Annotated in this window: 14 protein-coding genes and 1 tRNA gene; 6 read left to right on the forward strand and 9 right to left on the reverse strand. The window is 58.7% G+C overall.

Features of this window, described 5'->3' with window-relative positions; translation table 11 throughout:
- The first annotated feature begins 1 nt into the window (after window position 1).
- Both BLQ12_RS21170 and BLQ12_RS21180 read left to right on the forward strand, forming a co-directional pair.
- The gene (locus BLQ12_RS21170; protein ID WP_092213858.1) at window positions 2–4,375 is read left to right on the forward strand and encodes a coiled-coil domain-containing protein; all 4,374 of its coding nucleotides are present in this window, start codon (window positions 2–4) and stop codon (window positions 4,373–4,375) included.
- 831 nt (window positions 4,376–5,206) lie between these two features.
- The gene (locus BLQ12_RS21180) at window positions 5,207–5,455 is read left to right on the forward strand and encodes a hypothetical protein (RefSeq protein ID WP_092213862.1); all 249 of its coding nucleotides are present in this window, start codon (window positions 5,207–5,209) and stop codon (window positions 5,453–5,455) included.
- A gap of 116 nt (window positions 5,456–5,571) precedes the next feature.
- Here the strand turns inward: BLQ12_RS21180 and BLQ12_RS21185 are convergent, their stop codons facing one another.
- The 7 genes from BLQ12_RS21185 to BLQ12_RS21215 all read right to left on the reverse strand — a co-directional run bounded on the left by BLQ12_RS21185 (window position 5,572) and on the right by BLQ12_RS21215 (window position 11,864).
- On the reverse strand, window positions 5,572–6,471 hold the full coding sequence (locus BLQ12_RS21185) for a hotdog family protein (RefSeq protein WP_092213864.1): 900 nt from the start codon (window positions 6,469–6,471) through the stop codon (window positions 5,572–5,574).
- Between the two features lie 221 nt (window positions 6,472–6,692).
- Window positions 6,693–7,127: a MarR family winged helix-turn-helix transcriptional regulator gene (locus BLQ12_RS21190; RefSeq protein ID WP_092213866.1), complete on the reverse strand. Its 435-nt coding sequence runs from the start codon at window positions 7,125–7,127 to the stop codon at window positions 6,693–6,695.
- 83 nt (window positions 7,128–7,210) lie between these two features.
- Complete coding sequence (gene recQ, locus BLQ12_RS21195) at window positions 7,211–9,046, reverse strand: DNA helicase RecQ (protein WP_092213868.1); 1,836 nt, start codon at window positions 9,044–9,046, stop codon at window positions 7,211–7,213.
- A 329-nt stretch (window positions 9,047–9,375) separates the two neighbouring features.
- A tRNA-Met gene (locus BLQ12_RS21200) sits at window positions 9,376–9,452 on the reverse strand.
- A gap of 66 nt (window positions 9,453–9,518) precedes the next feature.
- Window positions 9,519–9,833, reverse strand: coding sequence for a DUF167 domain-containing protein (locus tag BLQ12_RS21205; RefSeq protein ID WP_092213870.1), 315 nt, complete (start codon window positions 9,831–9,833; stop codon window positions 9,519–9,521).
- A 2-nt stretch (window positions 9,834–9,835) separates the two neighbouring features.
- Window positions 9,836–10,456: a bifunctional phosphoserine phosphatase/homoserine phosphotransferase ThrH gene (thrH, locus tag BLQ12_RS21210; protein WP_437438242.1), complete on the reverse strand. Its 621-nt coding sequence runs from the start codon at window positions 10,454–10,456 to the stop codon at window positions 9,836–9,838.
- A gap of 103 nt (window positions 10,457–10,559) precedes the next feature.
- On the reverse strand, window positions 10,560–11,864 hold the full coding sequence (locus BLQ12_RS21215) for a homoserine dehydrogenase (protein ID WP_092213872.1): 1,305 nt from the start codon (window positions 11,862–11,864) through the stop codon (window positions 10,560–10,562).
- Between the two features lie 542 nt (window positions 11,865–12,406).
- Here BLQ12_RS21215 and purM point away from each other — a divergent pair.
- The 3 genes from purM (at window position 12,407) to BLQ12_RS21230 (ending at window position 16,545) form a co-directional block, all read left to right on the forward strand.
- Window positions 12,407–13,450, forward strand: a complete 1,044-nt coding sequence (gene purM, locus BLQ12_RS21220) for a phosphoribosylformylglycinamidine cyclo-ligase (RefSeq protein WP_092213874.1) — start codon at window positions 12,407–12,409, stop codon at window positions 13,448–13,450.
- Window positions 13,451–13,590: 140 nt separating this feature from the next.
- Complete coding sequence (gene tsaD / locus BLQ12_RS21225) at window positions 13,591–14,610, forward strand: tRNA (adenosine(37)-N6)-threonylcarbamoyltransferase complex transferase subunit TsaD (RefSeq protein WP_092213876.1); 1,020 nt, start codon at window positions 13,591–13,593, stop codon at window positions 14,608–14,610.
- A gap of 600 nt (window positions 14,611–15,210) precedes the next feature.
- Entirely contained in the window at window positions 15,211–16,545 is a 1,335-nt protein-coding gene (locus BLQ12_RS21230; RefSeq protein ID WP_092213878.1) for a sodium-dependent transporter, read from the forward strand.
- Between the two features lie 158 nt (window positions 16,546–16,703).
- Here the strand turns inward: BLQ12_RS21230 and BLQ12_RS21235 are convergent, their stop codons facing one another.
- Window positions 16,704–17,645 (reverse strand): AraC family transcriptional regulator, encoded by a 942-nt coding sequence (locus BLQ12_RS21235; RefSeq protein WP_092213880.1) that lies wholly within the window; start codon window positions 17,643–17,645, stop codon window positions 16,704–16,706.
- Window positions 17,646–18,344 carry a TetR/AcrR family transcriptional regulator gene (locus tag BLQ12_RS21240; RefSeq protein WP_092213882.1) on the reverse strand — a complete coding sequence of 233 codons (699 nt, stop codon included), beginning with the start codon at window positions 18,342–18,344 and terminating at the stop codon, window positions 17,646–17,648. It abuts the gene before it with no gap.
- Between the two features lie 275 nt (window positions 18,345–18,619).
- Here BLQ12_RS21240 and BLQ12_RS21245 point away from each other — a divergent pair, with 275 nt between their 5' ends.
- Window positions 18,620–19,381 carry a hypothetical protein gene (locus tag BLQ12_RS21245; protein WP_092213884.1) on the forward strand — a complete coding sequence of 254 codons (762 nt, stop codon included), beginning with the start codon at window positions 18,620–18,622 and terminating at the stop codon, window positions 19,379–19,381.
- Window positions 19,382–19,424 lie beyond the last annotated feature (43 nt).

A 19,424-nucleotide genomic window follows, 5' to 3' on the forward strand; every position in this document is an offset into this window, starting at 1 on the left:
GATGTATCGACTCAGCAGATTTTTTATAAGCGACGTGGCGGCAGGTGAGAACATCGTCCAGAACGGTTATTTTCCCATCTGCCGGGAGGGGGAGCAGGCCGACCACGGGGTGCTCTTTGCCCAGAACGGTTCCTGCAAGACCACCCTCCTCTCTTTCCTGCTCAGCGCCTTCTGCCCGGAGCAGCGCCGGTTTGTCCAGCACCTTCAGTCCGGCGGGGACAAGAGCCTGGACCAGTACCTGATTCCCGGGCGGCCTGCCGTGGTGCTCATCAACCTCACCGTGACGGCGGAGCCCACCCTCTTTGAGGCCGAGCCCGAAGAGCACCTTCTGGTGGGGCAGCTCATCTACCGGCACAAAGGGGCGGCGGGCAAGATCGACCGAATCTATTTCACCTCCCGGGAGGAGACCCTCTTTGACGATCTGCGGTCTGCCTGGCCGGACCTCTCCTCGGAGGAGAAACCCTTTACCGCGGCTCGGGAGTACATCGCCCCCAGGGTGACCTCCACCACCTCCCAGCGGGACTGGGAAGAGCACCTGGAAAAACTTGACCTCGACCCCTGGCTGGTAAACCGTCAGGTGGACTTTGCCCGCTCCGAAGGGGGGATCAAGGACGCCTTCAAGTTCCGCAACGAAGAGGAGTTCATGGGGTTTTTCCTGGGCTGCGTCACGGACCTGGATGTGGCGGCAAAGCTTCGGGAGACCGCGTTGCAGTCCATGGAGAAGATGCGCCACCGCCCAGAGAAGAAGGCGCGGCTCAAGGCCGCCTGGGGGCTTCGGGAAAAACTCTCTGAGTTTGAGGCCATCAGCGGCAAGTGGCGCGGCGCCGGAGAGGACACAGACGCCTTTCGCATGCGCCTGGGCGAGGCCCACCGCCTCCTGACAATGGCAAAGGCAGCTGCGGCCGACAGGGGAAAAGAGGTTGCCGGCCATATTACCGAAGCCACCGAGTCCCACGACGCCGTGACCCTGCGGCTCAACCGCACCCGGGCCAACGCGTTTTACCTGGAGTCGGTGAAATTCGCCCGGGAGGAAAAACGCCTCAAAGAGCAGGTGGACGCGGCCTCCGAGGCCTATGCCGCAGGTCGCAGGGAGCAGGCCTCCCTGCGCGGAGCGGGCCTTGTGGCAAAGATCCGCCGGATGTCCGCCCAGATCGACGACCGGGAGACGGCCCTCTCCGACAAGGATGACGCCCTGGCGCCGGTGCGCGAGCAGATTTCCGTGCGATCTTCCCAGTACCATCATCGCCTGGCCTCAGATCGCGACGAGGCCGCAAAGGAAAGGCTGCGGCTGAAGGAAGAGCAGCAGGCCGCCGGGTCGAAGCGGCGAACCATCGAAGCCGAGGCCGAGGCCCTTGCCTCCGAGGTGGAGACGGCGAGAAACACCCTCACCCGGTGCACCACCCTCATCGACGCTGCGGAGACCTCCCGAAACGCCTTGGGCCTTACGCCGGGCCAGGCCCCTGAAGAGGCCGTGGAGGGCTTGAAGGCCGATCAGGCCCAGCATGCCTCACGCCGGGAAGAGATCATCGCCTCCCTGGAGGACCTCTACCTGGAGATGGAGGAGAGCAAGCAGCTCTGGAAAGGCCGTCAGCGGGATCTTGCCGAGGGCGAATCCGCCGTCAGGCAGGCCGCAGAGACCCTGGACAAGGAAAAAACCGCCAGGGAAGCCCTCCAGACCAACCGGCACCTGGCCACCGTGGCCGGGTGCAGCGATCTGTCTCCCCATCAGCCGGACCTGGCGTCCCGGGTGGCCGAGATGCTCCAGCGCAAGCGAAACGCCGTGGCCGAGCAGAACCACCAGCGGTTTACCCTGGATGACGAGATCGAGCGGCTTTCCACCACTGAGACCCTGGCCGTGGACGCAGACACCCGGAAGCTGCTGGCGTGGCTCCAGGAGGAAGGGTTCTCCCCTGCCGATATCAAGGCGTTTCCCGATTACCTCGCCGCAGAGTACGGCGATCCCCAGGTGGTGGCACGGTTTCTCGAAAAAGACCCGGGGCGCTTTACCGGTATCATGGCCAAAGACGCCAATGTTCTGGAGAAGGTCAGGGCCCTTTCCACCCCTGCCTGGCTGACGCGGCCGGTGGTGATCTCCGTGCCGTCCTCCCTGGAGGAGGTTGCTCGCTGTGAGGGCCACGTGCTGGCCCCGGCGGACGCCTCGGTTTACAGTCCTTCATTTATTGAAACCCGCATCACCGAGTTGAAGGCCAGGCGCGCCGCCCTGGTGGAGGCCCTGGTCTCCGAGCAGGCCGTGCTGGCTGAGATGGAACATGCGGCCAGGCTTCTCTCCGCCTATCTGGAACAGTATCCCGATGAGTCCGGGGTACAGGCCCTGGAAGGGCGTCTTACCGAAGCTGCCCAGCGTGTGGAGGAGATCCGGGGGGAGATTGCCCGGGCCGAAGAGACCCAGAAAGTGCTCCTGGCCGAGGAGAACCGTTTTAACGGCGAGGTCAAGGGCATCACCGAAGCGGAGGCAGAACTCACCCGCCGGATGCAGCAGCTTGTCGGCTGGCAGACTCAGTACGGTGAGCTGGCCGCCTGGAAGCAGAGCCTCATCGATGAAAATCGGAACCTTTCGGCCTTTGCCGGTCGCAAGACGGACATCCGTGAGAGCCGGGAAGCCTTGGGCGACGAGATGACGCGCCTGGTGGAGCTTCTCGCCCGCAACGAGGCCTCGGTAAAGAGGCTGGACGAAAAGGCCGAGCTTGTGCCCCAAGGAGACGCCCTCCTGGATGAGGATCAGAAGCAGGAGGCCCGGGAGATGGACCTGTCCGCCCTGGCGTCTCTGTATGCCGATGCCCTGGAGCGGGAGCGCCGCGTGGCAGGGGAACTCGGTATCGAGACCCTGGCGGCTGAACTCACCGAGCTCAAGGCCAAGCGCCAGAAAGAGGCGGCGGAGCTGGAGCGATCCCGCCGCGAGTACGATTTGGATGAGGCGCTGGTGGAGGCCTGGGCCTCCCACACCGACGCGGAACGTGCTGAAAGGGTGGAGGCACTTGCCGCCATGCTGGAGGAGACCCTGGAGCAGAAAGGGGCCTTTGCAGGCAAGCAGGAGGGGATACTCCGCGAAAAGCAGCGCCTGGACCTTGAACTGGGGCGCTGGAAGGGCAGGGGCGTCACTCCGGATGTGTCCGCCGACACCCTCGAAACCGAAGCCCTTGACGCAGCCATTGAAGGGTGCGCCGTGGAAGGGTCCCAGCTCCGTGAGGAGCTCATGGACCTTGAGACCCGGCAGACCCAGCTTAAGAGCAAGGCCGATATGGTGAAGACCTGGGCCACGTCCCTTGCCCTGGGAACCGCCCGGATCAAGGATTACAGCCCGGTATGGGACGAAGACTCGCCGAGGCGTGAGTGGCCCGAGCTTGTGGCGTGCGCCAACCCCGTGGTGGCCGCCGAGGTCTTTCTGAAAGAGGTGGAGGAGGTGATCCGGCTGGAGGCAGACGCCGTGGCTGAGACCGTCCGGCAGCACAGGGTGATGTCCGCCGCCTTTGACCGTCTTCAGGTGAGCCTTTCCGATGAAAAACTCAAAGAGGCCCTGCCCGCCGTGGTGGACGAGCTCCGCCGCCATGACGCCGAAACACTGGGGGCCCAGAGCACTGCCATGGTGGCCACCTGCCGGGACCTGGCAGAAAACATCGAAAGCGACCTGGCCCGCTCGGAAAAATTCGTGGGCAGCCTCATCGGCATGATGCTTCAGCATGTGAAGGAGTGCCACCAGAAGCTTCTCACCGCCACCCGCATCACCATGCCCGACGATGTCTTTATCTACGGAGGGAAAGCCATCCTTCGCTGCAGCAGGCGTCTTGATTTTACGCGTCACGAGGAGGCCTTCCGGGAGACCATCGACAACTGGCTCCACGAACTCATCGAGGCCAACCGCATGCCCGAGGTCAACGCCCGCACCGGCAACATGCTGGGGGCTGAACTCATGTACCGCCTGCTCCACGCCGCCACCGGAAAGAGCGAGTTCGCCGTGCGGCTCCTCAAGTGCGACGACACGGGCAGGCGCTACGAACAGGTGGGCAAGGACCTGGGCTCCGGCGGCGAGGCCCTCACCACCGCCGTGCTTCTCTACGCCCTGCTCACATCCATGCGCCAGAAACGTCGCAACCGTAAAGAGGATCGCCTCCCGGCCTTTCTCATCGCCGACAACCCCCTGGGGGTCTGCAACCGGTCGGATTTTCTGGACGCCCAGCTCAAGGTGGCAAGAGCCATGGGCATTCAGTGCGTCTATTTTACCGGCATCAACGACACCGAATCCCTGGGGCTCTTCGAACACCGCGTGGCCGTGCGTAAAAGCGGCAAACGCGTGCAGATCGACGGGGTGGATTATAACCACCTCGAGGTGATCGAACAGAACCTGGAAAGGGCATAGGGAGTGAGCCTCCGGCGGCCCTGCCGGGGGCCACACTTTTTTTTAAAAAAAGTGTGATCAAAAAATTTAGGGCTCGTTTTCTTTGTGGAGAGAGAGTGTGTGTGGGGGGACTTACAGGCCGATGCTGCATTGATCATGGAGGCAGAGCCTCCGGAGGGGCATTCCCAGGCGGAGCCTGGGAACGATGAAGGTGAGGGGTGGGCCTGGATCCTTGGCTCGCTCCCGGGCTCTGCACGGGCATGTAGTGCGCAAGGTTCTTCCTTGCCGGTGTGAAGCGTAATAGTGGGAATATGGCCCATGCAGATTTCGATGGATGTTTTTTTCTGTATAGAGTGAACTCATGATGGTTGTTGGTCCGTAAATTCGGCTTGTTATATCTGTCTCTTAAACGATGCCACCCCACTGAGGAGGTCCCATGGGGCGAAGCAGATATCAAGTCGTTGACTGTGGGAACACATACTTTGTCACAAGCTCACTTATCCGTTGGATACCCCTCTTTTAACAACCCCATGAAACGAGGGTTCGTTGATGCACCGGAACACTGGCGGTATTCAAGCTGTCGAAATTACCTCGGGGGGGAAGGGCTGGTAGAGATCAGTGGTGCCATCTCATGACGAGATGCTATTAGATAGAAAGCGAATTTTATTCGAACACGCTCGAATAAGTTAAACTCGTTCTTAAAGCCTGTTTGCTCAACCTTTCAAAGGGTTGGCCCCCGGCAGGGTCGCCGGAGGTAAAGAGTGGCTGAATAGCTACCTTTCTTTTTATTAATGGGCTGTGAATAGCGTTTGGATTATCATTGGTCCTGTGTCAACGCAGGGGAGAGAACCCATGAAAATTCATGTCGACTGTTATGCCGGGCATCGGGGAGAGGAAACACCCCGAACCGTTACCCTGGGTGAGAACGTTATCCGGGTGACGGAAGTTCTGGATCAATGGCTGGCCCCGGACCATCGTTATTTCAAATGCCGGGGAGATGACGGGGGCGTGTATCTTATTCGTCATGATGTTGCCTCGGAACAGTGGCAACTGGTCTACTTCAGCCTGACGGAAGCCCTGCCACCCGGTACCCCCCATTGAGAAGCGTTTTGGAAGGCGTCTACCCACAGAGGGGGGCAGTAGACCTGGAGCGCCGCACTCCTGTGCGGCTTTTTTTTGTGCGTAACGGCCCAAGGCTTCGCGTTTTTGTGGCCGGTTTAACCTTCCGAATTTTTTGCTCTCACTGAGATGCATGGCTTTTTATTACCCTCACAGAAGAGGTGGATGTGTTTCCCCTCGGCCACTTCTTCATGCGACAGGGTGAGTTCCCGCCCGTAGTAGAGTTGGCCCTTGAGCCGGACTGTCGCCGAAAATTTTCTCTCCTTGTGGTTCCATCCCGCTTTATCCAGGCACTTATCCAGCACCAGCATGGGCTGGGCAAAGGCCCCTTCGAATCCCTGCATTTTCGCATACCAATGGCTGTAGTGGAGCCCGTTGCTGTCCCCGCAGGCCCTGGCGAAACGAAATCCGTTGCCATGGGGGAGAAACCAGGAAACGGTCTCGGGCACTTTGGCCGGTTTTTCAGAAGGGACTGGGGACGAGGGGAGATGACAGGGGGCTGACTCGGGAACCGCCTGTGGTTTTCCGGTTCCCGCGCCTTTGAAAAAGAAGGTGTTGATGCAGCACCAGATTTTTTTATTCTCATGGAACATGTCGGTGGTGAGGCAGAGATCGATCCCTTTGTTTGTTTCTCGCTGTGACGAGACCGCAGTGTGAATCCGAAGCGGTACCCCGGAGGGCACGGGGCCATAAGAGGAAACCGTCACCTCCCGGTTGAGCATTCGAAACATGGAAAACGGCAGGGCTTTCTGGCTCAGCAGGCGCAGGCATAGCGGATAGGCCAGAGTGAGGGGGTAAAAGAGGGGGACACCCTTGCTTTCGAGCCCGCAGAGGGCTTTGTATCGGGCCAGATGCTTTTCGGAGACGGCAAAGGCGGGAAGAGCAACCGACAGCGGCGGGTGTTCTACGGTGACGGTATACCGTGTGTTGCGATTGCGAAACCCCATCCAGAGGGTGCGGATTGACGATGGAAGCCGGGTGTAGGTCTGGCATGGCATGGTGAAACCTCCCGTGGTTTGGGTTATGATGCATGATACGGCAAAAGTACGATATCGAACTATATAGAGACAATACGTCGTAAACTTTGAACCTTAACCTCAGTGATGCCCTGTCGACAGGACTCACAGGTCATCACGACTTACCAAAGTCAAAAGGCCGCTCCGGGATGGAAGCAAACGGGCCGGATTATTTCGTATGGAGCCATGCCGTTTGGGGCGGTTTATGGCTCCCAGTGGGTGTTGATTCCGTTCAAGATCCGCGTCACCTCCCGGCGATCGGCCTCCGGCACCCCTCTATAGATCTTTTCCATGAGTTTTTCCGATATGTCAATGAGATCGCCCTGAAGGGCTTTGCCCGCAGGTGTCAGAAAGATGCGCCACGACCTGCCGTCCATTTCGTCCTGCCTTTTGGAGGCGTACCCCAGGGTGATCAGTTTATCCACCAGGGTGGTTACCGTGGATTTTTTACGGTCCAGGATGTCTGCGATCTCTTTCATGGTGAGCTCGCTGTGGATGAGGAGGGCCACGAGCAGGTCTCCGTGAACCGGTGCCAGGCCCTTGATGCCGTGTTGGGAGAGTTCCGCCGTGATGAATCGGTTCGCCTTGTCGCGAATGCGGGAGATCAGGGAGATGAGCATGGAGGGATCGTTTCTCATGTGGTTTTAGATAGTACGAGGACGGACTATCTGTCAACCGCTCTTTGAAAAAAACTGTTTAAGCTCTGAACCATTCGGTTTGTCTAAATAAAATCTTTCAGGTGCTCATCGATAATCGCCAAAATCTCATCGCCGTAGGATGAGAGTTTCTGCTGGCCGATGCCGGAGACAGCCAGGAGTTCAAGATCATCGGTGGGCATTTTGTCGATGAGGTCGGCCAGGGTGGCGTCGTTGAAGACGAGGTAGGGCGGGATCTCGGCCTCGGCGGCGGTCTCCTTGCGGTAGGTTTTGAGCTTGTCCCAGAGGGCCCGGGCCCCGGGGGCGACGCAGACCTCTTCCATGAGTCGTGAGGCTTTGTTGCGGCGGCTGGCCTGTTTTCCTTTGCGCGTGGGGGTAGGGTCTTTTCTGAAGCGGACCTGTTCCTGGCCCTTTAAGACGGGCATGGATTTTTCATTGAGGCAAAAGCCCCCGGTCTGGGCGTTGACGCTGATGAGGCCGCCTGCCACAAGTTGCCTGTAGACGGACCGCCACTCCGCCTCGGAGAGCTCTTTGCCGATGCCGAAGGTGGAGACGCAGTCGTGGCCGCAGAGTTCGATTTTATCGGTGCCTTTCCCCAGGAGCACGTCGATGAGGTGCCCGGCGCCGTATCGTTGGCCGGTGCGATAGATGCAGGAGAGGGCTTTCTGGGCTTCCGTGGTGCCTTCCCAGGTGGCAACGGGGGAGAGGCAGGTGTCGCAGTTGCCGCAAGGGGTCTCAAGGGTTTCGCCGAAGTAGGCGAGAAGGGCCTGTCTGCGGCATCCGGTGATCTCACAGAAGCCCAGCATGGCGTTTAGTTTCTGGTGCTGGATCCGTTTGAACTGCTCGCTGCCTTCGGAGGAGTCCAGCATCTGTCGCAGGAAGACCGCGTCCCCCAAGCTGTAGGCCATCCAGGCATCGGCGGGCAGGCCGTCGCGCCCGGCCCGGCCCGTTTCCTGGTAGTAGCTCTCCAGGTTTTTGGGAAGGTCCAGGTGGGCCACGAAGCGGACGTCCGGCTTATCAATGCCCATGCCGAAGGCGATGGTGGCCACGATGATCACCTGCTCGTCGGTGATGAAACGGCGCTGGTTCTCGGCCCGGGTCTGCTGGGGAAGTCCGGCGTGGTAGGGCAGGGCGGTAAAGCCTTTGTCCGAGAGCCAGGCAGCGGTGGATTCCACTTTTTTACGGCTCAGGCAGTAGACGATGCCCGAATCTTCGTTGTGTTCCTGTTCCAGAAAATCCAGGAGTTGTTTTTTGGGGGTGTTCTTTACCACGATGCGGTAGCGGATGTTGGGGCGGTCAAAGCTGGAGACAAAGCGCTTGGCCTGTGTGAGGTGGAGGCGTTCGGCCATCTCCTCCCGCACGATGGGGTCGGCCGTGGCGGTGAGGGCAATGCGGGGGACCTGGGGAAAGCGCTCAGCAAGGATGGCCAGCTGCATGTACTCGGGGCGGAAATCGTGGCCCCACTGGGAGACGCAGTGGGCCTCATCGATGGCGAAAAGGGCCAGGGGTGTCCGGCCGAGGAGTTCCTGGAACCGGGGCGTCATAAGCCGTTCCGGAGCCACGTAGACCAGGTCCATTTCCCCATGGACCATGGCCCGTTCCACCTGCAGAGCCTCTGCCTGGGAGAGGGAGGAGTTGAGGTAGCCCGCCCTGACCCCGTTTTGGCGCAGGGACTCCACCTGGTCTTGCATGAGGGCGATAAGGGGAGAGACCACCACGGCGGTTCCGGCTCTCAGGATGCCGGGAATCTGATAGCAGAGGGATTTTCCCCCGCCCGTGGGCATCAACACCAGGGCGTCCCCGCCTGAAAGGAGATTGTCGATGATCTCTTTCTGGTTGCCCCTGAAGGCTTCGTAACCAAAGATGTTTTTAAGGGTGGTTTCCGGGGTCTGGTGGTGCATGGGCGCTACGGGGGCTCCTGTTGCTTGTCGTCATCGAACAGCGTTATGCGTGTCTGTGTGGTTCATATCAGAAACATAAGGGGATGGCATCTTCTTTGTCATCCCGCAACCAATCCCTGCGGCTATGTCTGGGCCCTTACGCATAAAGGCAGGTGGTGTCGCTAGTTGTTGTGTGGTCTGATATGCCGGTTTGTTAGGTGATCCATGGTCTTGAGCGAAGATGATGTGGCGATATACTTTCCGGCGGGGACGGCCTGGGGCCAACATTGAGGTTTCGGGGCAAACAAAAAAAGCCTTGAAGGAAACCCTTCAAGGCTTTTTAAAAGCTGTGGTAGCGGGGAGCGGATTTGAACCACTGACCTTCGGGTTATGAGCCCGACGAGCTACCAGACTGCTCCACCCCGCAACAATGTGAGGGAATATACATGGGCCCCGGCCCCTTGTCAAGACAGGGGACACAAAAAAATCGCCGTTACGAATACGAGGTGAGTAATTTCACGATATTTCTGCGTTTTACCTCGTCGCCGGGGGTGTCGGACAAAACAACGCGGACCCGTTTGTTTCGACCGGTCTGTCCCGAGACAATCTCGATGGAGGATTTGGACACCTCTAGAAATTTGGAGAAGTATTTGATGCACATGGCGTTGGCCGCCCCGTCCACAGGGGGCGCTGTGATCTTAACCTTCAGGGCATCTCCGTGGATACCGGCCACCATGTTTTTCGACGACTTCGGCTGCACGAAGATACGGAAGAAAAGATCCCCCTTTTTTTCTTCAACGGCAAACATGGTCAGCGGGCGGCCCCTGTTTCAAGGGATGCGGCCACAAGGGGCTTGAGCTCATCGTAGGAGGTGGTCACGGGAAACTGGGGGAACTCCTCGATGACGTTGGCCGGGGGCCTGAAGAGAAAGCCCTGGTCGGCCTCCTTGAGCATGGAGACGTCGTTGTAGGAGTCGCCGAAGGCCGTGACGTGGTAGTTGAGGCCTTTCAGGGCCATGACGGCATTTTTCTTCTGGTCCTGCTGGCGAAGGCAGTAGTCCGTGACGCGCCCTTCGGTGTCGATCTTCAGCTGGTGGCAGAAGAGGGTGGGCATGCCGAGCTTGCGCATGAAAGGCCCTGCAAACTGCTCGAAGGTGTCGGAGAGGATGATAAGCTGTGCGTTTTCACGCATCCAGCCCACAAAGTCGGCGGCGCCGTCCATGGGGTCCATGGTATCGATGACCTCGGTGATGTCGGCGAGTTTCAGGCCGTGGGCATCCAGGATGCCCAGCCGCTTTTTCATCAGCACGTTGTAGTCGGGGATGTCCCGGGTGGTGAGTTTCAACTCTTCAATGCCGGTTTTTTCAGCCACGTTGATCCAGATTTCAGGGATGAAGACCCCTTCCAGGTCGGAGCAGATGATGTTCATCATGGTGTGCGGTTTCCGTTCATATTAAGGTGCGCCCGGCAGGGCGGGGTTATGAAAAGAGGAACAGGTCCGCCCCGGTTACGTTGGGGGGGCGGACCCGGATGCTTTACTCTTCGATGCGGATCAGGGCGGCCTTGCCCTGGATGATATCCAGGGACTCGATGTCGGCAAGGGCCTGCCTCATGTCCTTTTCCCGGGCCACGCTGGTGAGCATGACCAGGGGCACGGAGCTTTCGCCCTTGGCCCCCTCTTTCTGGTGCACGGAGCGGACGCTGATGTTGTACTCTCCCAGGATGCCGGAGATACGGGAGAGGACCCCGGGTTTGTCCATGGCCATGAAGCGGACATAATAGCGACAGGTCACTTCGTCCATGGGCAGGATGGGCAGATCGTTCATGCGCTCACTGGTAAAGGCCAGGTAGGGGACCCTCTGTCCGGCACCGGTGATGAGGTTCCGCGCGATGTCCACCAGGTCGCTCACCACAGCGCTTGCCGTGGGCAGCATGCCCGCGCCCTGGCCCACCAGGAACATGTCGCCGGTGGCGCTTCCGCAGACATTGACCGCGTTGACAGCGTGGTTGACGCTGGAAAAGAGGTTGTCCGTGGGGATCATGGTGGGGTGGACCCTCGCCTCCACGGCTCCGTTGGTGCGCTTGCCGATGGCCAGCAGCTTGATGCGGTAGCCGAATTCGTCGGCGAACCGGATGTCTTCCGCGGTGACCCGGGTGATGCCCTCGACATAGATGTCGTCCAGGTTGACCTTCATGCCATAGGCCAGGGAGTTCAGGATGGCCAGTTTGTGGGCCGTGTCGTACCCTTCGATGTCCAGGGTGGGATCGGCCTCGGCAAATCCGCTTTCCTGGGCCTGGGCCAGGGCGTCTTCAAAGCTGCTTCCCTCACAGGTGATCTTGGTCAGGATGTAGTTGCAGGTACCGTTCATGATACCTGCCAGGCTGTGGATGGTGTTGCCGGCCAGGGTTTCCCTCATGGTTTTGATGATGGGGATGCAGCCGGCCACGCTCGCCTCAAAGGCGATGTCGACTCCCTGTTCCGCGGCCCGGCGGAAGAGGTCGTTTCCGTGGGAGGCGATGAGGGCCTTGTTGGCGGTGACGATGTGTTTACCCTTGGCGATGGCTCGCTCGAAGCACTCTTTGGCAAAGGTCTCTCCGCCGATGAGTTCCACGATGATGTCGATCTCGGGGTCATCGATAACGGCAAAGGCATCGGTGGTGAGTCGGTCGCGGGAGATGGTGAGGCCTCGATCGGTGTCGATGTCGAGGTCGGCAATTCTGGCAATGACGAGTTCGGCGTCCAGCTTGGAGGAGATCAGGTCTTTCTCCTTTTCAAGCATGCGGGCCACACCCGTTCCCACGGTTCCAAGTCCAAGGATACCGATTTTGATCGTTTTCATAAGCGGGAGCTCCTTTGAGGCAGCGGCAAAACGTGATAGTCGGAAAAACAGGCCGATGAGAGCGAGTGGTAATTATTTGAAATTATACCACAATTCTTTTCTGGCGCGTTCGATGGCAAACCATGTAAAATACTGGCAAAGGTACAATACAAAGGCCCTTGATGTCAAAAAAAATTCTTTGGGCGGGGCGATGGGGGCCGTGTCCAAGGGCTGCGTGACGGTGCGGTAACTAAATAGGGTGGCTTAATTGGTTTAAACCACAGGATGTTGTGTGGTTATTGCCTTGGGTCATCCATGGGAAACACAGGCGCCGCATCACGGGGTGCGGCCCGTTGAAACCGGTGCCCGTGGCACCCTTTTGGTTTGACTTTTTAAAGGAATCTGTTTAGGTATGGGGTTTTAAAATGACAGCCGCGAGTACGGATTTTACAAGGGATCGTTATGTGTTGGGGGGCGCAGCAAAAACGATGGTTTGGCCCTTTTTCCGGCCGCTGGATCCGGCGGTTCAAGGTTGATCAATCTTTGGAAGGAATCCTCATACCATGAGTGAGTCGTTAACATATGCAGGTGCGGGGGTTGATGTCCACAAGGCCAATGCCCTTGTGGAGTCGATCAAAAAGATCGCCAAACAGACCAACCGGCCCGGTGTGATGGGAAGCATCGGCGGGTTCGGCGGGCTTTTTTCGCCCAATTTGTCCAGCATGGAAAAGCCCGTGCTGGTGAGCTCCACCGACGGTGTGGGAACCAAGCTCAACATCGCTTTTCAGATGGGCAAGCACGACACCGTAGGGATCGACCTGGTGGGCATGTGTGTTAACGACATCGCGGTTCAAGGTGCCGAGCCTCTCTTTTTCCTGGATTATATCTCCATGGGACACCTGGATACCGGTATCGCCAAGGCCATCATCGAAGGCGTTGCCGAAGGGTGCCGTCAGGCACGGTGTGCCCTCATCGGCGGAGAGACCGCCGAGATGCCCGGCATGTACGGCCCCGGAGAGTACGACCTTGCCGGTTTTGCCGTGGGAGCCGTGGACGACCACAAGATTGTGGACGGCTCCGAGATCCATGTGGGCCATAAGATCGTCGGCATCGCCTCCACCGGCCTTCACAGCAACGGATTTTCCTTGGTGCGCAAGATCTGCTTCGAAAAGATGAGGCTCACCGTTGAGAGCCACGTGCCCGAGTTCGGCAAGACCCTGGGCGAAGAACTTCTCACCCCCACACGGATCTATTCCGATCTTATGCAGGGGATGCTCAAAAGTATCAAGGTCGACGGGTTTGCCCACATCACCGGTGGCGGTCTGGACGAGAACATCATCCGGGTCATTCCCAATGCGTGCAAGGCCGTGTTGAAAAAGGACAGCTGGGAGATTCCGCCCGTCTTTTCCTGGCTCAAGGAGGCCGGTAACGTTGCCGACGCCGAGATGATGCGAACCTTCAACAACGGCATCGGCCTTGCGGTTGTGGTCCCCGAAGAGTATGCCCAGGCGTTGCTGGACATGCTGGAGGCCATGAACGTGAACGCCTGGCTCATCGGCGAGATCGACACGCGTGAAGACGGTGCTCCCCAGGTGGAGTGGGTATAGGGCGGCCGTCCATGCCCGTGGGGGCAGCGTAACGGCCTTTTCGGAATGCGTGAATACTAAGTGATGATGTGGCCATTTTCACCGGTTCTCTCCGATGAAAGTGGCCTTTTGTTTTTAGAAATTTTGGAGTGTAGTGATCCATGAAAATACTTGCCATCGAATCGTCCTGTGACGAAACCGCCGCTGCCGTGGTGGAAGACGGGACCCGAGTCCTTTCATCCGTGGTGGCCTCCCAGGTGGCTGTGCACCATGTCTACGGAGGCGTGGTGCCGGAACTGGCCTCGCGAAAGCATGTGGAGGCCATCGTGCCTGTGGTTCGGGAAGCCGTTGAGTCGGCTGGCATCCACCGATCCGAGCTGGATGCGGTGGCGGTGACCCAGGGGCCCGGGCTGGTGGGGGCGCTGCTGGTGGGATTCTCCTATGCCAAGGCCTATGCCTGGGGCCTGGGGATCCCGTGTGTGGGTGTCAATCACTTGGAAGGGCATATGTCCTCTATCTTTTTAGGAGACACCCCGCCTGAGTTCCCTTACGTGGCCCTTCTGGTCTCCGGTGGGCACACGAGCCTTTATTATGTGACCGGCCCCACCGAGTACGAGCTCATGGGCCAGACCCGGGACGATGCCGTGGGCGAGGCTTACGACAAGGTGAGCAAGATGCTGGGCCTCGGTTACCCCGGCGGTGTGGTCATCGACGGTCTGGCACGGAAAGGGGACCCCAAAGCCATTGCCTTTCCGCGGCCCTACCTTGACAAAAAGGCCTTTGATTTCAGCTTCAGCGGCCTCAAGAGCGCCGTGGGCCGTCATCTCAAGGATTATCCCGATCCCGACGAGGTGCGCCTTCACAACATCGCGGCCGGTTTTCAGGAATCGGTGGCCGAGGTGCTCTGCCACAAGCTGATATACGCCGCCAAGGTGAAGAGCTGTCGTCACATTGCCGTGGTGGGCGGGGTGGCTGCCAACTCCCGCGTACGGGCCATGGTGGGCGACGCGGCGGCTCGGCGCGGTCTTTCGTTTCATACCCCGGAACTCAAATACTGCGGCGACAACGCCGCCATGATCGGTGCCATCGGGTACCACCGCTTTGTCGAAGGCAGCGCCCTTGGATTGAACGATGATGCCTATTCCCGGGCCCGGCTGCCGTCCAACACCAAGCACAAATAGCGGGGCGTTTTTTGAAGAATCCATAGGCCCGGGGGATTGATTTTAATGAATCACCGGGTTCTTGGACGTTGCATTTTATTCTTGACCAACTCGGTGGCGTTCACGTAGAGATGTCTCGGTTTTGGTTGCGTGTGTTCGTTTTGTGATGCATCCCCTTGTGTGTTTTCTCGCGCTGTACTCTCACTCTTCAGAGTTGTTTCACGTCGTTCATACACTCATCTCAAGCGGATAAATATTTTGCAGGACCGGAGGCCGAAGCAGACAAGGGTGCACGCCCTGCGCGGTGGCGCGGGGGATCGCGCATCCCCAACCTGCTTTCAAGGTGGCACGCCTTGCCTTCGGAGGCTGCGTTTTGGAGCTGAACAGTTAGGGCTCGGCCGGACAATAATTATACATCCTGAACTATTGGCCGTTTGAGCGGTGGCGGGAGTTCACCGATCGGTAAGGTATTCATGGAATGCTATACACGCCAATACGTGTATCTTTTATTTTTGTCATAGCCCTTACTTCAGGTCTTCACATAAACTGCCCGTGGTGTAACGGGCGCAGGATTAAGGATGTCCTTATTTTACCACGGGTGAATAAGGCTGGGAGTCATTTGTGTCAGAGGTAGAAAACAGAGATCAGTTCGGAAGCCGTATCGGCTTTATCCTTGCATCGGCCGGATCGGCGGTGGGGCTTGGCAATATCTGGCGGTTTCCTTTTGTGGCCGGTGAAAACGGGGGGGCGGCCTTTGTGCTTATCTACCTGTTGCTGGTGTTTTGCATCGGCATGCCGGTGATGCTCGCGGAATTTGTCGTGGGCCGGAGAGGCCAGGGGGACCCGGTGGGCTCCCTTCGGCGCGTGGCGGGCAAGGTTTTTACTCCCCTGGGCGGAATGGGAATCTTTGCGGCCATTGTCATCTTGAGCTTTTACGGCGTGGTCGGCGGATGGACCATCAAGTACACCATTGATGCCCTTATGGGGGCCCTGGGCACCGATGTACCGTCGGCCGGGGCGGTGTTCGGTACCTTTGTGAAGGACCCGAAGGCTGTCATTTTTTACCAGGCCCTGTTTATGCTGGGGACCTATGGCGTGGTGGCCAGGGGCATCGGCAACGGCATTGAAAAGTTCTGCACCGTCTTTATGCCGGTCCTTTTTCTGCTGCTCATCGTGCTTGCCGTAAGGTCCGTGACCCTTCCCGGGGCGGCCGAAGGCCTGGCGTTTTATCTGAAACCCGACTTTTCCAAGGTGAACGGGGCCACAATCCTCGCTGCCCTGGGGCAGGCCTTTTTCTCTCTTTCCATCGGCATCGGGGTGATGCTGACCTACGGGTCCTACCTGAAGAAATCCGAGCCCATCGTCAGCCCGGCTTTTCAGATTTGCTTTCTGGACAGCTTTGTGGCGCTCATCGCCGGTCTCGTGATTTTTCCGGCCGTGTTTGCCTTTGGCCTCGAACCCGGCTCCGGTCCCGGCCTTACCTTTGTGACCCTTCCTGCGGTGTTCAGCAAGATGCCCGGTGGCGCTCTTTTTGCCGTGCTCTTCTTTTTTCTCCTGGTCATCGCCTCCCTCACCTCCTCCATGAGCCAGCTTGAGGTGATCTGCGCCTATTTTGTCGATGACCGGAAATGGAGCCGGGGCAAGGCGACCCTCACGGTGACGGCCCTTACCTTTTGCCTGGGAATCCCTTCTGCCATCAGCCTGGGAGGCGGCCTCAACATCGCCGGAAAATCCTTTCTCGACGCCATGGACTTCATGGCCTCCAACGTGATCATGCCCTTGGGCGGCATGGGCTTTGCCCTGCTGGCCGGATGGGTGCTCCACACCATGGCCAAAGAGGAATTTTCAGGCTCCGACGGGGAGCCCCTGGCCATCTATCCTGCATGGCGGGTGATCTGTTGCGTGGTGGCCCCTGCGGCCATCGGATGGATTTTCGTGACAGGGCTTAAGTGGTAGGGGGAATAGGCTAAAGGCCAAAAGGGGTCAGGCCAGAAAATTGGTCGGCCGCTTCCCATAAAGAATTGAAACAAAAAGAGCCGGTGGGGAAACCCACCGGCTCTTTTTGTTTCAGGCGATCCTTTGTTGTTGTTGACCTATGACCTGATGTTCCTGACCTACGCCGGCTTGACCGGGACGCAGAGGTCCACGGTGTGGCGGCCGTCGGGGTGTTCGTCCGGGGCGCTTCGGTAAATTTCAAGGCAGGGCCTGTCATCGGAACGGTACCCGGACTGGGGAAGCCAGTCGGCCATGACCGAGTCCCAGGCTGCGGCGTATTCCGGGGGGAGCAGCTCGAACCGGGCCACGGCATAGATGCCGCCGGAGAGGGTCATGCGACCGATGTCACCTTCGGCAGGGGTCCCTTCGGGCACGGTGATGCAGACGCTTAAGCGAAGCTTGTCATCATCGGTGAGGGGTTCGTTGTCGTGGTAGACGCTCATGGTCTGGGTCTCGGGAAAGTTCAGGAGCTGCCTCGGCCCTGCCCATGCAAAGAGCCTGTTGAAGAGCCGCGTAAAGAGCTCGCCGTCGCCCTGGTAGGGGCCGATGTGGCGCACGTAGGCAACTTCCATGTCTTCCAGGGTTTCTACTTTTACCGTCGTACTCAGGGTATCGTTCATGTCGATCCTCCATTGGTGTTGGTTTGAAGCATCATAAACAGCTTTGACGGCAGCGGCTTTCCTGATCTTGTGGTCTGTTTTGCATTTCTTGCTGTTTCGAAGGGTTCCTGTTTTTCGCCACTCCCCCGCGCTCATCCCGTAAAAGTCTTTGAAGGCCCTTGCAAAGGTTGCCGAGCTTGAGAACCCGCAGGCAAGGGCAATCTCGGTGACGGTCTCCCGGGACAAAAGGAGCATGCCCGCCGCCTTTTCAACCCTTAAGCGCTGGATGTACCGGTTGAGGGTCTCCCCCATGGTGGCTTTGAAGATCCGGTGGAAGTGGTAAGGAGAGTAGCAGGCCACGGCGGCCACATCGTCCAGGGAGAGGGGGGCGCCTAAGCAGGCGTCGATATGGTCCAGGGCGCGGTTGAGGCGAAGGGTGTGGTCGGTGTTTGGTGCGTGCATCTATGTCTCCGGGTTGGTCAGGGCTCTGCGGATGAATGTCATGATACCCTGGATCATTTTTTCGTCGTTTTCAAGGGCATCTTCTCCGACAAAGATTTTCATCCGCTGGGAATAGTACTCGGAGGAGTAGGCGTACTGGAGCATCACAAGGATGTTGTCCATGCAGAAGGCGGCGGTAAACTCGTCGGTATCCGGGGCGATGAGCCCCTCGTCCCGGGCTTCCCGTAAAAGATCGCGGTAATACCGGGCCGTAACCGTCTCCAATTTGCCGGAGAGCTGGCGGGAGAGGTGGGACAAGCCTTCGGAGGTGAGCTCCTGGTAGATCTGGTTGAACTCCGGGTAGAGCCGGGCGTAGACCTGCACCGATCGGAGCAACCGCTCAAACTTGTCGAAAAGGGAGCCCTCTTCCAAATCCGTGGCGGCCAGGATGGCATCGATGAGGTGGTAGCTCAAATCATTCAAGGTGAGAAAAAGAGCCTCCTTGGATTCGAAGTAGTTGTACATGGACCCGATGCTGATGCCCGCTTTTTTTGCGATGACGTTGATGTTGGCCGACGCGAAACCCTGGCCAGCGAACTCCCTGGCGGCGGCCCTCAGGATGCGTTCGCGTTTTTCAATGGGGATTTTTTCAAAGGCTGGTTTTGCGTGGGTATCTCTGAGCTGCTCAATGATATCGGATGCCGGAAAGGTGGGGGGCATGGTATGTGCTCCTGACGCCAGGTGCTGGCGAGTGATGGATTTGTAACCATTCAGGTTGGGTGTCGTTGAATGGGTGTTGACAACCCTTGAGATTTATTCAATGATTGGAAAGTGAGTGATTGCTCACTCGGTTCACAATAGCACGGCCCGGTGTCCACGTAAAGGCGGCCGCCTCACCGAAAGCCGCCCTGCCGAGACCATGGTGATATAAACGATGTGGTGTGTCCGGGTCCCGTACCTTTTTTTAGAAAAAAACGGAAAAGGAGGGGAGGTCCATGGAGTACCAGCGCGTAAAAGCCAATCTCAATCTCTATGCCGTCTTGCGTAACCTGGAGACCCTTGTGGCGTGCGACGGAAAAGCGGCCGCCATGATCAAGGGCTGGGAGGTCACCCTTGAGTTTTCCGTTTTCCGGGGCCCCACCCTTTACCTTGAGTTTGAAAACGGGCGATGCAGGGCAGGGGAAGGGGCGCACCCGGCACCGGATGTGCGTCTTTTTTTTCTCTCTGCCGGTCACCTCAACCGCATGATGGACGGCAAGGGGTCGCCCATTCCCCTCAAGGGCCTGACCCGGCTCTCTTTTCTCACCAAAGAGTTTCCCAAGCTCACCGATCGCCTCGAATACTTCCTCAAGCCCGACGATACCCTCCTCGCCGATACCGCCTACAAGGAGGTCAACACCCGTCTCAACCTGGGCGTGGCCGCGTATGCGGTGCGTGAGCTGGCCACCTCGGATCCCATGGGGGCCCTCAACGCCGCCTCCATGCCCGACGGGACCCTGGCCATCCGGGTGCTGCCCGATGGCCCCTCGGTCTCCATTGTCAAAGAGAAGGGCCGGTATGCCGTGGGCAGCCCGCATCCGGATAATCCCATGGCCGTCATGAGCTTTCGGGACATGGGGGTGGCATGCGACCTGATGAACGGCAAATGCGACGCCTTTGCCGCCCTGGCCAAAGGGGACGTCTCCATGAAGGGAAGCATCCCCATGATCGAGGCGACCAACCTCCTGATGGACCGTATCCCCCATTATTTGGGGTAATGCGAAAAAGTGGCCTTCTATGGTTAAAGTGGGAAGGAAAAGC

It is taken from the genome of Desulfoluna spongiiphila, from assembly GCF_900101345.1.
GTDB classification, from domain to species: Bacteria; Desulfobacterota; Desulfobacteria; order Desulfobacterales; family Desulfolunaceae; genus Desulfoluna; species Desulfoluna spongiiphila.